The 12,758-nt window shown below is 55.9% G+C and carries 10 protein-coding genes and 3 pseudogenes; 8 read left to right on the top strand and 5 right to left on the bottom strand.

Features of this window, described 5'->3' with window-relative positions:
• Positions 1–157: 157 nt before the first annotated feature.
• Positions 158–961 (bottom strand): putative hydro-lyase, encoded by an 804-nt coding sequence (locus JFU47_RS00805; RefSeq protein WP_201180528.1) that lies wholly within the window; start codon positions 959–961, stop codon positions 158–160.
• A 91-nt stretch (positions 962–1,052) separates the two neighbouring features.
• Complete coding sequence (locus JFU47_RS00810; protein ID WP_123368427.1) at positions 1,053–2,000, bottom strand: LysR family transcriptional regulator; 948 nt, start codon at positions 1,998–2,000, stop codon at positions 1,053–1,055.
• A 265-nt stretch (positions 2,001–2,265) separates the two neighbouring features.
• Between JFU47_RS00810 and JFU47_RS00815 the strand changes: the two genes are divergently transcribed.
• Entirely contained in the window at positions 2,266–3,528 is a 1,263-nt protein-coding gene (locus JFU47_RS00815) for an OprD family porin (protein ID WP_446739621.1), read from the top strand.
• Between the two features lie 50 nt (positions 3,529–3,578).
• On the opposite strand, the pseudogene JFU47_RS33425 reads toward JFU47_RS00815, so the two are convergent.
• A pseudogene (locus JFU47_RS33425) lies at positions 3,579–3,695 on the bottom strand (hypothetical protein); the annotation flags it as partial.
• Positions 3,696–3,700: 5 nt separating this feature from the next.
• On the opposite strand from JFU47_RS33425, the pseudogene JFU47_RS00820 reads away from it, so the two are divergent.
• A pseudogene (locus JFU47_RS00820) lies at positions 3,701–4,046 on the top strand (IS66 family transposase); the annotation flags it as partial.
• Positions 4,047–4,265: 219 nt separating this feature from the next.
• On the opposite strand, the pseudogene JFU47_RS32945 reads toward JFU47_RS00820, so the two are convergent.
• A pseudogene (locus JFU47_RS32945) lies at positions 4,266–4,528 on the bottom strand (hypothetical protein).
• A 316-nt stretch (positions 4,529–4,844) separates the two neighbouring features.
• Here JFU47_RS32945 and JFU47_RS00825 point away from each other — a divergent pair.
• From JFU47_RS00825 to JFU47_RS00845, 5 genes are all read left to right on the top strand, one after another.
• The gene (locus JFU47_RS00825) at positions 4,845–4,994 is read left to right on the top strand and encodes a hypothetical protein (RefSeq protein ID WP_201180215.1); all 150 of its coding nucleotides are present in this window, start codon (positions 4,845–4,847) and stop codon (positions 4,992–4,994) included.
• A gap of 12 nt (positions 4,995–5,006) precedes the next feature.
• A complete protein-coding gene (locus JFU47_RS00830) occupies positions 5,007–5,543 on the top strand; it encodes a hypothetical protein (protein ID WP_201180216.1) in 537 nt (178 codons plus the stop codon).
• A gap of 156 nt (positions 5,544–5,699) precedes the next feature.
• The gene (locus JFU47_RS00835) at positions 5,700–6,134 is read left to right on the top strand and encodes a hypothetical protein (protein ID WP_242485025.1); all 435 of its coding nucleotides are present in this window, start codon (positions 5,700–5,702) and stop codon (positions 6,132–6,134) included.
• Complete coding sequence (locus JFU47_RS00840) at positions 6,131–7,606, top strand: ATPase domain-containing protein (protein ID WP_201180217.1); 1,476 nt, start codon at positions 6,131–6,133, stop codon at positions 7,604–7,606. The genes JFU47_RS00835 and JFU47_RS00840 overlap by 4 nt, the downstream gene beginning before the upstream one ends.
• Positions 7,607–7,615: 9 nt before the next feature.
• A complete protein-coding gene (locus tag JFU47_RS00845) occupies positions 7,616–8,647 on the top strand; it encodes a sensor histidine kinase (protein WP_201180218.1) in 1,032 nt (343 codons plus the stop codon).
• A 538-nt stretch (positions 8,648–9,185) separates the two neighbouring features.
• Here JFU47_RS00845 and JFU47_RS00850 read toward each other — a convergent pair.
• Positions 9,186–10,481 carry an NRAMP family divalent metal transporter gene (locus JFU47_RS00850; RefSeq protein WP_201180219.1) on the bottom strand — a complete coding sequence of 432 codons (1,296 nt, stop codon included), beginning with the start codon at positions 10,479–10,481 and terminating at the stop codon, positions 9,186–9,188.
• Between the two features lie 897 nt (positions 10,482–11,378).
• Here JFU47_RS00850 and JFU47_RS00855 point away from each other — a divergent pair.
• The gene (locus JFU47_RS00855) at positions 11,379–12,755 is read left to right on the top strand and encodes a cytochrome ubiquinol oxidase subunit I (protein WP_201180220.1); all 1,377 of its coding nucleotides are present in this window, start codon (positions 11,379–11,381) and stop codon (positions 12,753–12,755) included.
• Positions 12,756–12,758: the final 3 nt, after the last annotated feature.

A 12,758-nucleotide genomic window follows, 5' to 3' on the forward strand; every position in this document is an offset into this window, starting at 1 on the left:
GCGAAGCAGTCGTAAAACCTGAGTTTGCGGTCTTCCTGAAACACCGCACTGCCTGATTTCACGACTGCTGCGCAGCCGAACGCAGCCTCGCAAGCTCGACAGCTGCTACGGATTGTGTCGTTCCTTAACTGATTGGCATTACGGCACACCCACGCCTTTACAAAGCGCTGTTGTACAAATCCGTCACCAACATGCAGCCGGGCGCATGGGTGATGCACAGTGGCGGGCGTGAGGCCTGCACCACCGATTGAGGCGTCACGCCGCACGCCCAGAACACCGGTATTTCGTCAGCCTCAATGGGGACGGCATCGCCGTAGTCCGGGGTGTTGAGCGCGTGGATGCCGATCAGCGACGGATCGCCGATGTGCACGGGAGCGCCGTGGACATTGGGCATGCGTGCGGTGATTTGAATGGCCTGGATGGCGGCAGCGGCTTTCATCGGCCGCATGCTCACCACCAGCTTGCCACCGAGGCGAGCGGTGGGGCGCGTGTCGATGTTGGTCTGGTACATGGCGACATTGCGCCCCAGATCGATGTGCTTGAGGGGGATGCCGGCATCCAGCAACGGTTGTTCGAAGGAGAACGAGCAGCCGATGGCGAACGCCACCAGGTCATCCTGCCAAAGGTGCTCGATATCCAGCGGTTCTTCGCTCAGTTCGCCATGGCGATAAACCCTGTATCGGGGCACATCATGGCGAATATCAATGGCTGCTCCGAGATTGCGGAAATACGGATCGCCCGGTTCGGTAATGTCGAGCAGCGGGCAGGCTTGACGATTGAGGGTGCAATACCTGAGGAACTCATTGGCCCAATCACTGGGCAGAATCACGATATTGGCTTGCACCCGGCCTTGGCCCAGGCCGCTGGTGTGCCCCTGATAGTGCCCGGCGGCGATGCTTTGGCGCAGGGCGAGAGGGGTGCTGCGCTGCAGTTGTTCGAAGGACAGGGCGGGTTGATTCATCATGGCATCTCGGCAGGTTCGTTGACCCTTTTTAGAAAACCACGGTGATGCCGTCCAACAAGGAATGTTGTTGCCCCCAGACAACTAAAAGTTATTCAGGGGGCAGTCGGCTATCGAGGCCCGGCGCCGCCACCATGAGTAACGGACCGACATCCGCAGCGTATTGGCAGACTACCTGGCGGCTCATCTCGACGATGTTCTCGATCAGTTCCAATCCGACCCCCGCGCGCCAAGAGGCCACGACATCCAGTTGCGGCAAACGGCTACCGGGATCCAGCTGGATCAACTCGCCGCTGGCCAGGGGTTTGGCCACCAGTGCCGCCGGCAAGGCGCCAATACCGAAGCCGTCACGAATCAACCGGGTCATGGCCGACACCGAGTTGACGCAACTGACGCGCGGAGCGCCGATGCCATGGGCGTGCAACAGGTTGAGCACATCCTGATGCGGTCGGGAGTGTTTGACGAAGGTGATGATGCGCTCACCGGCCATCTCGGTGAGCGAGGCATAAGGCCGGGCATAGATCGAGTTGCTGGCGGCGATCCAGTGCATGGGGTAGTGCGCCAGTTCGAGGTTGCGCACGCTTTCGTGGCGGATCAGGTCTGTCTGGAAAACGATGTCCAGATAGCCCTTTTGCAATTGCTCGCAGAGATTGCGCGCGGCGTCGGCAGTGATCTCGATTTCCACGGCAGGGAAGGTCTGCATCAGGGTCGACATCAACGGGCTGAGCCAGGTGTGAATCACCGTATCCATCACGCCGATGCGCACCAGGCCCTGCTGCGGGCTGGTGTTGTCCAGCGAGCGTTTCAACGCGCGCTGGACCTCGAGCATCTGCTCGGCGTAGTCGAGCACCTTGAGGCCTTCGGGCGTCAGCGACACCCCGCGTGAATCGCGCACGAACAGGCGCAGGCCCAACTCATCTTCCAGCGCGGCGATCCGGCTGGAGATCGCTGCCTGAGTGCTGAACATTTTCTCGGCGGTCAGGCTGAAGCTTTGCAGGCGGGCGACCCAGACGAAGGTTTCGAGGAATTTGAGGTTCATGGCGGTTCCCTTGGCGCTTGTGGCTCTTGTAATGAGGGGGCGGGTTGCAATTGTTACTCCAGAGTCCGCCTTCGCGGGCATCAAATTTTCTTATGCATAACCTCGTCTTTTTCCCGTTTGACGCCGTTCTGCCCCGACACGAAGAATCCGCTCCACGACGCAGGTCACTGCGTCCGCCCCCACGACAACGCCTTCACAAAAAAACAATGAGGCGTGTCCGTCATCTTCGCTTGCTGTCGCAGGAACTTCCTCCATGGAAAAAACCATGACTTATCACATGCCTTCAAATGTGGGCCGCACCGGCTCGTTCGGTGGGTACGCCCAGGCGGGCTCGTTGCTCGTCCTGAGTCTGCTCTGTGCAACGGCCGCTCAGGCGGATTTCGTCGCGGACAGCAAAGGCAGCCTGGAAGCGCGCAACTTCTACTTCAACCGTGATTTTCGCCAGGACGGTTCGCGCGACAAGGCCGAGGAATGGGCTCAGGGTTTTCTGTTGCGGATGGAGTCGGGTTACACCGCGGGCACGTTCGGTTTCGGCCTGGATGTTTTGGGCATGGCCGGTTTCAAACTGGACTCCGGTGGCGGGACGGCGGGGACTAATCTGTTGCCACCGGATTTGTCCGGCGGCTCACAGGATCGCTATGGCGAGTTAGGCCTGACGGGCAAAATGCGCGTGTCCAACAGCACCTTGAAATTCGGGACATTGCAGATCAAGGACCCGGTGGTGAATTCCAACGATACCCGCCTGTTGCCGGGCACGTTCAAAGGCGGCCTGGTGAATGTGCAGGAAATCGATCGTTTGAAGCTCACGGCCGGTCAGCTCACGCAGATCAATTTTGTCGACTCCACCGACTATCAGGACATGACCGCCAACCGCATTGGCGGGCAGAGTGACAGGTTTCAATTTGCCGGGGCGGACTATCAGTTCCTGCCGAACCTGACCGCGCAGTACCGCTACGGCAAGCTGGAAAACATCTACCAGCAAAATTACCTCGGGCTTGTGCACGTGCTGGACCTGGGCTCCGGCCAGTCGCTCAAGAGCGACGTACGCTATGCGCGCAGCACCGAAGACGGCAACTTTCGAGATATCGACAACCAGGCCTTCGGTGCGTTGTTCACCTATAGCCTGGGCGGTCATGCGCTGGGCTTTGGCTATCAACGCATGAGCGGCGACGATCCGTTTCCGTATATCGGGCGCAGCGATCCGTACCTGGTCAACTTCGTGCAGATCGGTGACTTCGCCAACATCGACGAGCATTCCTGGCAAGCGCGCTACGACTACAACTTTGCCGCACTCGGTGTGCCGGGGTTGACCTTCATGACGCGCTACATCTCTGGCGACAATGTGCAACGCACGGCGCCGGGTGAAGGCAAGGAATGGGAGCGCAATACCGATATCGCTTACGTGGTGCAGGACGGTTCGTTGAAAGGGCTCGGCCTCAAATGGCGCAACGCGTCAGTGCGTTCGAACTTCGGTAATGACCTGGATGAGAATCGCGTGATCGTCAGCTATACCGTGGCGTTGTGGTAGATGGTTTTCAGGGGGCGGCACATCCGTGCGGATGTATCTGCGGGTGCAGTTCAACCTGACACCTGCTTCCAGTCGAGGGCTAAGCGCGCCAGGTATTTGCGCAGTCGGTCAGCATCATTGGGCTGTGCTTTAGTCTGGCGTGATACGCCAAACAGGCGCCGCCATGCATCGCGAATTGCACGCCACCAACAAGAGCCAGCTCGCCGAACAGGCCTTGCGCTACATCCAGCTGCGTTATGAAATCGAGAGCGAAGCCCGCGACCTTGAACCGGATTTACGCCGCCGAATACGGCAAGAAAAAGCCGTGCCGGTGATGGATACTCTGCATGCCTGGATGATCGCCCAGCGCCAGATCGTGCACGACGGTTCGGCGATAAGCAAAACTCCGGATTACAGCCTAAAACGCTGGACGGCGCTGTCGGGCTATTGCTTATTTAAAGGACGTCCTCACGCGCCTGCCGACGCAGCGAGCGAGTGATATTGCGGAGCTGCTGCCGCACAGGTGGCAACCGGTTTAGTGACGCAAGACGGGATGCCCGGACACATACCAATCTCCTGACCGCATCACATGATGGCGCTGACGAAATTATTTGAAATTATGGCTCAGCAATAATTATGGCTGGGTCATAACCTTGATGTGCTGAGATATCAGCTCGAGGGATTTTCTTTGAGAGTTAGCGTAGCGTTCCGGTGGTAGATCTGAGGGCGCAACGTTACTGCTGGTCGCTTTCCACAGTTCAGTTCGACTCTGACGGTGTTGCGATTTCTGCGCGCAATGATCGGTACCATTCAGCATAGGGCGTATGGGTAACCTGACGTCTATTGAAGTCAGGGCTCCCGTCGCCCCACCAGAAGCTTTCGCTGCCTTTACCTCACGGCGTGCTGCCATGAGTTCGTCGACGAGGAGCTGCCGTGCATCCGCAGACAGCGATGGATTGGCGCAGCGCCACGGCTGTCCTTTGATTACGAAGTAGCGACTGTCAGGGGTTGTTGGGTACATGTCGGAAATTCGTTGTTATTCCAAGTGCCGTGGCTTGGCTCGTACTAAACCGCATCCGGTTACCAAAGCGATTCTCAGCTGGCAGTCTATACAAGACCGACAAATGACAGGATAACAAGGACGATTACAACTGCCCCAACGATGTAGATGATATTGTTCATAAAAACGACCTCTCTATCTCCACAGGATGTGCGACACCAAGGTGTCTAATACAAGTGACACCTTGGCTCCCAGTTCCGTTCCGCAAACCTGTTTCAGAGACGGCGCCATCGCACCAATGTCCCGTTGCGATTCACTATGAATGTGGAGGTGCATCATGCAAACAGAATATTTCTGGATCAGCGAAGCAGTGATGGTGCTGTTGTTGGATCTAAGGGAAGAGCCGCTGGACCCAGAGGTATTACAAAAGGGCCGGCGTCAGCTGAGCACGGCGCAGGTTGATGCTAGAGCGTTTATTACCTGTTGAGGAGAATCCGTTTTGCCGAGAATTTTGACTTCCCAGATAAGTGACACCGCACTAAACGAGCACAATGCCAGGATGTTCGGGTCGCCAAAGGAGCGCTTGGATTTTTATCGTAGAGAGATTCACTACGAGACCAGCATCTTGTCCAATCGAACTGACGCCTATCTGGCATCCCAGTCCTTTTTAGTCATCGCATTTGCCTCTTGTATGGGCAATCTCAACCCAGAGTGGGGCAAGTTGTTCACGCTAGTGGTACCACCGTTTCTTGCGTTACTTGGGGTGTTAAGTTTGCTGAATGCTTGGCCTGGCATTCGCGCGGCATACGATATTATCGACCACTGGCATTTCAAGCAGAGCGAGCTATTGCGTAGCGAGCCTGTGGTGGGGTTGGCGTATGACGAATCGCCTTTGTTTTGTGAGCGAGAGTCCACGCACAAGGGGTACCGAAAGGCGTTGCTGTTTTCGGTGCGCACACCTTGGATCTTTGCGACGTTCTGGATATTGCTTGGCATTTGGTCGGTTTATATCCAAATCGCAAATCCAGGTGTTTGAGACGTAGACAGAGAGGCAAGTCCTTGCTGGTTGGGAATACTTCTCGGCAGCCACCTAGCGGGTATCCGAACATCATCAGCTCTGCGTCCAAATGAAAACTCGATCACAGGTTATAGGGTGTACCATCGATAGGTGCCCATCAAAAATTAGTGAGCCATGTCCAGGGAAAGCGAAGAGGGCCGCCAGATCGTAGCTTCTCTGGCGCGCCGGGTTGGGGACATTGCTGATCTTGCAAAGACCGCCCACGCAATTATTTCAACCTTGCAGGATATGGACGCAGCCCTCAGGCCCATCATCGGTCAACAAGGGGTTGTCGCGCTTTATCGCCGCAGCCTCAATCTGTGCGTTTCCAATCATCCGCGACTGGCCGGCACCTGTGACAGAGTGCAGGCAGGCATGGATCTGATTGCCCTCAAATCCGTGCTCATCGAGCAAAGCGACGCCGATGCGCTGTTTTTCGGTGACCTGTTGCTGACCACGTTTTACGAGCTGCTGACCACGCTGATCGGGCCCTCGCTCACCGCACGTTTGCTTCGTGGCGTGTGGGAACCTTCTTTGAGCGACACCCCTTCGCAGGAAAATTCGCCATGAGCACCAAAGTGACTATCAACCGCCTGGCCACCGGCGTGCCAGGACTGGACGAGGTGCTGGGCGGAGGTTTGCCGGAGTTTTCGTTCAACCTGATCGCAGGCCCGCCTGGCTGTGGCAAAACCACCCTGGCGCATCAGATGATGTTCGCTCTGGCGACGCCCGAGCGCCCGGCGCTGTTTTTTACGGTCCTCGGCGAGCCGCCGCTGAAGATGTTGCGTTATCAGCAGCAATTCGACTTTTTCGACAGCGAAGCGATCAACCACTCGATCCGCTACGTCAACCTGACTGACGACACCCTGGCCGGGAATCTGGATGAAGTGTTGCGGCGCATCGTCAGCGAGGTGGAGGCGCACTCCCCGTCACTGGTGTTCGTCGACTCGTTCCGTTCGGTGGTGCTGGCCAGCCAGACCCAGGACAACCCGAACAACAATCTGCCGCAGTTCGTTCAGCAACTGGGCATGTTGATGACCACCTGGCAGGCGACGACCTTCCTGATTGGCGAATACTTCACCGAAACCGATACCAACCCGATTTTCACCGTGGCCGACGGCCTGATCTGGCTGCGCCAGAGCGTTGAGCGCAACTCGATGGTGCGCAAGATAGAAATCATGAAGATGCGCGGCCAGCCGACATTGCCGGGGCTGCACACCTTCCGTATCGCCACATCGGGCATCAAGGTCTTTGCGCCTGCGACTTTCAACCCGGTTGAAGCTCCGCTGGAGTTCCCGATCAAACGCCTGAAAATGGGCGTGCCACAACTCGACGAGATGCTTGGCGGCGGCCTGCCCCGTGGTTATTCCTTGCTAGTGGCCGGGCCGTCGGGCTCGGGCAAAAGCATTCTGGCCGGGACCTTCCTCGCCGAGGGCGCGCGCAATGGTGAAACCGGTGTGATCGCGGTGTTTGAACAGCGGCCTAATCACTCCCAGAACGCCACCCTTTCGGGCCTGATCCAGAGCGGACAGGTCAGTCTGGTGGACAGCCGCGCCCCGGACCTGTCCATCGACGAAATCGTGCATTTACTGCTCAGCGAGATCAGCCGACTGAAAGCCACCCGCGTGGTGATCGATTCGCTGTCTGGCTTCGAACTGGCGCTCGCGCCGACCTTCCGCGAAGACTTTCGCGAGTCGCTGTCGCGCATGGTCACTGCTTTGACGAGCACCGGGGTCAGCGTGTTGATGACCTCAGAGCTGGAAGACCGCTATACCGACCTGCGTTTCAGCCCTTACGGCACGGCATTTCTCACCGACGCAATCATCGTTCAGCGCTACATTGAAGTGCAGAGCCGCTTACTGCGCATCATGGCCGTGGTCAAGGTGCGGGCCAGTGCCCACTCCGATGAGCTGCGCTTGTACCGCGTCGATGAAAACGGCTTACAGATTGGCGAAATGCTTCATGACCAAGAAGGTCTGCTCGGAGGCCGACCCACAAAGCGGATTTCAGGTGTATCACATCCAGGAGATAAAAATGCTTGAGCTCGACTCATGAGTAATGTCGATGGCACGAATGAGCGTGAGATCGCTAATGCCGCTCACGAACTCTTCCTGCTTGGCCAGAAAACCGTTGAAGCACGCGCCGTATTAGCCGCACTGCAAAAAGAGTTGAGCGACGCCAGCAGCCGGCTGGTGGATAGCCAGCAGGTCGAGCAAGTGATTGAGACCAATCAGCAGCCAGTACCGGCGAAACTCATGGTGCAGTCTGACGCTATAGTTGCCCCTCGCTTGGAAGAGCAACGTTTGTACCAGGAACTGCGTGAAGCTAATGCACAGCTGGTCATAGCGGCGCTCAGTGCTCAAGACCTTCAGGCTGTAGCCGAGCGCGCACTGAGTCAGCAAAAAAGCATACTGGCGACTGTGGCCCATGAGCTACGTAACCCATTAACGCCTATCAGTATGATTGCAGAACGTATGGTGCGTTTGCCTAGCGATCAGCTGCCTCGGATGCGGGAGTTGATCGAAGGCCAAGTGCAACATATGTCACAGCTGGTCGATGATCTGCTGGATGTCTCCCGTGCCAGCACTGGCAAGTTGCGACTCAATCGCCGCGATGTCGACATAATTCAAGTTCTGCGTGAAGCCATTGATGCGTGCCGCCCTTTGATGAGCGCACAAGAGCAGCATTTCAACGTCCATCTTCCCAATGGCATCTTGATGGTCAATGGTGACCCGGGGCGCCTCGCGCAGATTCTCCAAAACCTTCTAGCGAATGCGGCTAAATACACACCGACCCACGGTAGAATCGAACTGTCTTTAACAGTAGCGTCCGACGTTTTGAAGATAAAGATTTCCGACAATGGAATCGGCATTTCCGCTAAAGCGCTCCCGTTTATTTTCGACCCCTATGTTCAAGACGTGCATGCCGTCGGATTCAATGGGTCAGGCTTGGGCATCGGACTGACAGTAGTCCGCGAGCTAGTTGAGGCACACGGCGGCGAAGTTACCGGTATGAGCGAGGGTGATGGCATGGGTAGCGAATTCGTGGTCACGTTACCGATGGTGATCCATTCAAACGGATAAAAAGGCGTGGACAGTGATTGATCTAAGTCCAAGGGCATAGGTCAGCTCTCACCAGACAAGATTATTGCCGTCCATCAGCTCTGGCTGATCCATAAAAAACCGCAATCAAGATTCTTGGTGGGCACTGCGACACAGCTTCGAGTCAGGCCCGCTGAGCACAGGATCCGACATGAACGCAGCGGACGACTTTAGATTTAAATCTCATGAGCTGCTTTTAGATCTGGATGCGGCTATTAACCGAATGATGATGTTGGTCGCAACTCGCGAGCTTTCCGGTGAAAGATGGTGTGCGGCTGTAACCCAACATTCGGAGGCGTGTGCAGCTTGGAGTTCTCATCTTAATGAGTCATCGCTACAGAACTCTCATATCCTTTAAGTCGGAGAAATCACATCTGGGCCACTGAGCGAAATGAGAGCGGTCGTGCGATTAACCGGGCCAAGCCTTGAATGCTATGGATGACGGCCCAAGTCACGATTCTCCTGGGGAACCACCCACTGGCCATGACTGAGGCGACTGGCTAAATCTCAGAAAAAGGTTCTACACTGAAAACATGCCCCAGAGCATACCGATCACGACAAAAACCATTGCTATGGTACAGCTCCAGCCCAATACCCTCAGCCCGGGGTGAATGACGAAAGAGCCCATTATTTCTTTGTGCGATGCCATCAACATCATGATGAACATGACAGGCACCGCAATCACCCCATTGACGACTGCGCTCCAAAACAATGCTTTAATGGGGTCGATCGGAGCAAAGCCAATCAATACACCTAATAATGTTGCTGCAGAGATAATGCTATAAAACGCTTTGTTTGCTTCAGGCTTAGCCGCCAAGCTATTTCTCCATTTAAATGTACCGGCCACTGCATAAGCAGCAGAGCCTGCCAGTACGGGAATCGCTAACATACCCGTGCCAATAATGCCTGCGCTGAACAACCAAAATGCAAACTCCCCCGCAATCGGTCGTAAAGCACCCGCCGCCTGTGCGGACGATTGAATATCTGTGGTGCCATGCATATTTAGTGTGACAGCTGTGGTCAACATAATAAAAAACGCAATGAGGTTCGAAATTCCCATACCCACTATTGTGTCAATTTTGATGCGAGTAAAGTTGGCTCGCGCTTGGTCAGGCGCATCAAGCAGCGTCTGAGACTTGGGGTCAGCTTCCATGTCTTCAACTTCCTGTGATGCTTGCCAGAAGAAGAGATAGGGGCTGATCGTTGTGCCAAAAATGGCAACCACCATTGTTATATACTCCGGCTTCCAGGACATGTTAGGCCATACAGTCTGGCGAACGACCTGCCCCCATGGAATGTGCACGGCAAACACAATGCCCACATAAGCCAGTAACACGAGTGTCAGCCACTTGAGTACTCGCACATAACGTTTATACGGGATGAACACTTGCAGAAGCAGAGAAACCAGACCAAAGCCGACTGCATAGAATTGAGACGATCCGCCTATCAATAGCTTCAACGCCGTGCCCATCGCAGCGATGTCCGCTGCAATATTGATGGTATTGGCAAACATCAGTAGGGCGACGATGCCATATAAAAAAGGCCAAGGGTAATTGCTGCGGATATTGGTAGCGAGCCCGTGCCCGCTGACTCGGCCTATTTTTGCGCTGATGATCTGAATGCCGACCATCAGGGGGAAGGTGAAAAACAACGTCCACAGCGTATTAAAGCCAAATTGCGCGCCTGCTTGCGAGTAGGTCGCTATACCGCTTGGATCATCATCTGCCGCGCCTGTGATAAGGCCGGGCCCTAGTTTTTTTATCCACGAACGATGGGGAACAGCCGGAGGCTTGCCTATGAGCTCTTTCTTATTCATTTTTGATTTCTCAGGGGCACAGGATGCCACACCAAGTTTTGACTGAGGCTCTTCAACGGGAGTTCCGAAACGATTTTCAGAGAGTTTTTACCAAGCTATCAGATTCACGTCATGCATGAATTCGGTGATTGTCATCAGACTTCCGGTCTGCATGAGCACCATTATCACCACAGGAAGCGGCGTGGACTCCAGAGTCGCCAGTAGGCAAGAGTCCAGAGGTGCAGTTGGTACAATTCGCCATCGGCGTGAACGTTGCCGTTGTGACTACGGTTGATGCAACTGCCGCCGTTACGACCATCACGGTGGCAGACAGAGCCGCCATGAATAGAGTCACCGTCGCTTCCACTACCATGAACACCTCCGTTGTTGACTCCGCTGTCGGTCGTTTATGCCCACCTCGGCATGAACACAGCCTCAAAAGATAGGGGCTGTAAAACGTGCCAAAGCAAGGACTGGGCCGATGGCAAGAATCTCGACGAGAGCATTGTCTCGTGGAAATCGGATAAGTGTAGTGAGGTTAATTCGCGGGGAGGAGCTAATGTTTAATGTGTTCGCCTCGCCAGTCGCAGCCCAATCAGCTCGTCCCTGAAGCGGCTTGCGGGGAGGACGCTCTATTTATCGTTTTGCATCATATGATCTAAAAACATGAGCACCTATCGTGAGGGAAGCATTGGAACCAAGTCGACCGATGCCCTCCCGCTTGATTCTGCCTGTTCAGAGGGGAAGATTTTGAACTTTGATTTTCGGAATCATTGCCACCCAAGAGCGTCAACCGACCAATACATTGGACATGTGCCATGCCTCTTCCCGCCAACACCTTTGCCTATCTTCCTAGCCATCGTTCGCTGCTGCTAATAGCTGATTTCTGCGCTTGTCGGCTAACGGTGCGTGTACACCATGGACGCGGTTGATTCTGCGCTGATGGCGGCGCGTGCCCAGTTCGCGATCAGCATAAGTTTTCATATCGTGCTGGCGGCCTTCACCATCGGCGTGGCCAACTTTCTGGTCGTGCTCGAAGCACTGTGGCTGTGGCGCGGGCGAAGGATCTACCTGGACGTCTACCTTTACTGGCTAAAAGTGTTTGCCCTCAATGTAGCGGTGGGCACTGCCTCGGGACTGATTCTGGAGTATCAGTTCGGACTCAATTGGTCGCGGCTTTCGACTCAGGCGGGAGACATCCTCGGCCCCTTGATGTTCTACGAAGTGCTGGCCGCCTTTTTTCTAGAGGCCGGTTTTCTTGGCATCATGCTCTTCGGATTGAAGAAGGTCGGCCCTCGGATTCATTTCTTCGCCACTTGTGCGGTGGCGGTCGGATCGCTGATCAGCGCGTTCTGGATTTTGTCGGCCAATTCCTGGATGCAGACACCCGCCGGTTACTCCATTGGCGCCGATGGCCGCTTCATTGCCGAAAACTGGTGGGCGATCATCTTCAATCCGTCGTTCCCTTACCGGCTTGTGCATATGACGTTGGCCGCGCTGATCGGCAGCGCCACGCTGGTGGCCGGTGTCAGCGCCTGGCAGCTGTTACGGGGGCCCGAGAACCCGCGCGCTCGGCTTGCATACTCCATGGCGCTGTGGGTGATTGTGTTGCTCACCCCAGTGCAAATCCTGGTGGGGGATCTTCATGGTGAGCACAGCCTTAAAGTACAGCCGCAAAAGGTCGCTGCCATCGAAGGCTCCTGGACTCGCCCGCCTGATGGCGCGGGCGAACCATTACGCTTGTTCGCACTTCCGGACATGGCTGAGCGACGCAATCATTGGGAAGTGGCGATTCCGCGCATAGGGTCGCTCTACTTGCGGCATGACCTGAGTGGCACTATCGCCGCCCTTGATGAATTTCCGCCTGAGGACATCCCGCCTGTACCAGCGGTGTTCTTCGCCTTCCGTTTCATGGTCGGCTTGGGCCTGTTGATGGTGGGGCAGGGCCTGGCCAGCCTGGTGTTGCGCTGGCGACAACGGCTGTACGCAGCGCGTTGGATGCTCCGAGGGTGCGTGCTGATGGCCCCGGCCGGATTTCTGGCGATGTTGAGCGGCTGGGTGGTGACCGAGGTCGGACGCCAACCCTTCACCGTCTATGGATTGCTGCGCACGGCTGACAGCCTGTCTTCGGTGTCTCGACAGCAGGTAGTAGGGGCGACGTGGACAATCCTTTCGTTTTATGTGGTGATCTTCGGCGTGGGTCTCTGGGTGTTGCTGCGACTACTGCGTGAGCCTCCTCACGAGGGCGAGCCCGGGCCGCAACCTACTCTGGCTGACGAGACGGGTAAACCTTGAGGG

The sequence above is a fragment of the Pseudomonas sp. TH39(2020) genome (genome assembly GCF_016650715.1).
Classification (GTDB): domain Bacteria; phylum Pseudomonadota; class Gammaproteobacteria; order Pseudomonadales; family Pseudomonadaceae; genus Aquipseudomonas; species Aquipseudomonas mandelii_C.

Bases quoted from the DNA above. Each gene is read 5' to 3' on its own strand.
- JFU47_RS00810 (WP_123368427.1), bottom strand. From the start codon at position 2,000: ATGAACCTCAAATTCCTCGAAACCTTCGTCTGGGTCGCCCGCCTGCAA.
- JFU47_RS00840 (WP_201180217.1), top strand. From the start codon at position 6,131: ATGAGCACCAAAGTGACTATCAACCGCCTGGCCACCGGCGTGCCAGGA.
- JFU47_RS00805 (WP_201180528.1), bottom strand. From the start codon at position 961: ATGAATCAACCCGCCCTGTCCTTCGAACAACTGCAGCGCAGCACCCCT.
- JFU47_RS00815 (WP_446739621.1), top strand. From the start codon at position 2,266: ATGACTTATCACATGCCTTCAAATGTGGGCCGCACCGGCTCGTTCGGT.
- JFU47_RS00835 (WP_242485025.1), top strand. From the start codon at position 5,700: ATGTCCAGGGAAAGCGAAGAGGGCCGCCAGATCGTAGCTTCTCTGGCG.
- JFU47_RS00825 (WP_201180215.1), top strand. From the start codon at position 4,845: ATGCAAACAGAATATTTCTGGATCAGCGAAGCAGTGATGGTGCTGTTG.
- JFU47_RS00855 (WP_201180220.1), top strand. From the start codon at position 11,379: ATGGACGCGGTTGATTCTGCGCTGATGGCGGCGCGTGCCCAGTTCGCG.
- JFU47_RS00850 (WP_201180219.1), bottom strand. From the start codon at position 10,481: ATGAATAAGAAAGAGCTCATAGGCAAGCCTCCGGCTGTTCCCCATCGT.
- JFU47_RS00845 (WP_201180218.1), top strand. From the start codon at position 7,616: ATGAGTAATGTCGATGGCACGAATGAGCGTGAGATCGCTAATGCCGCT.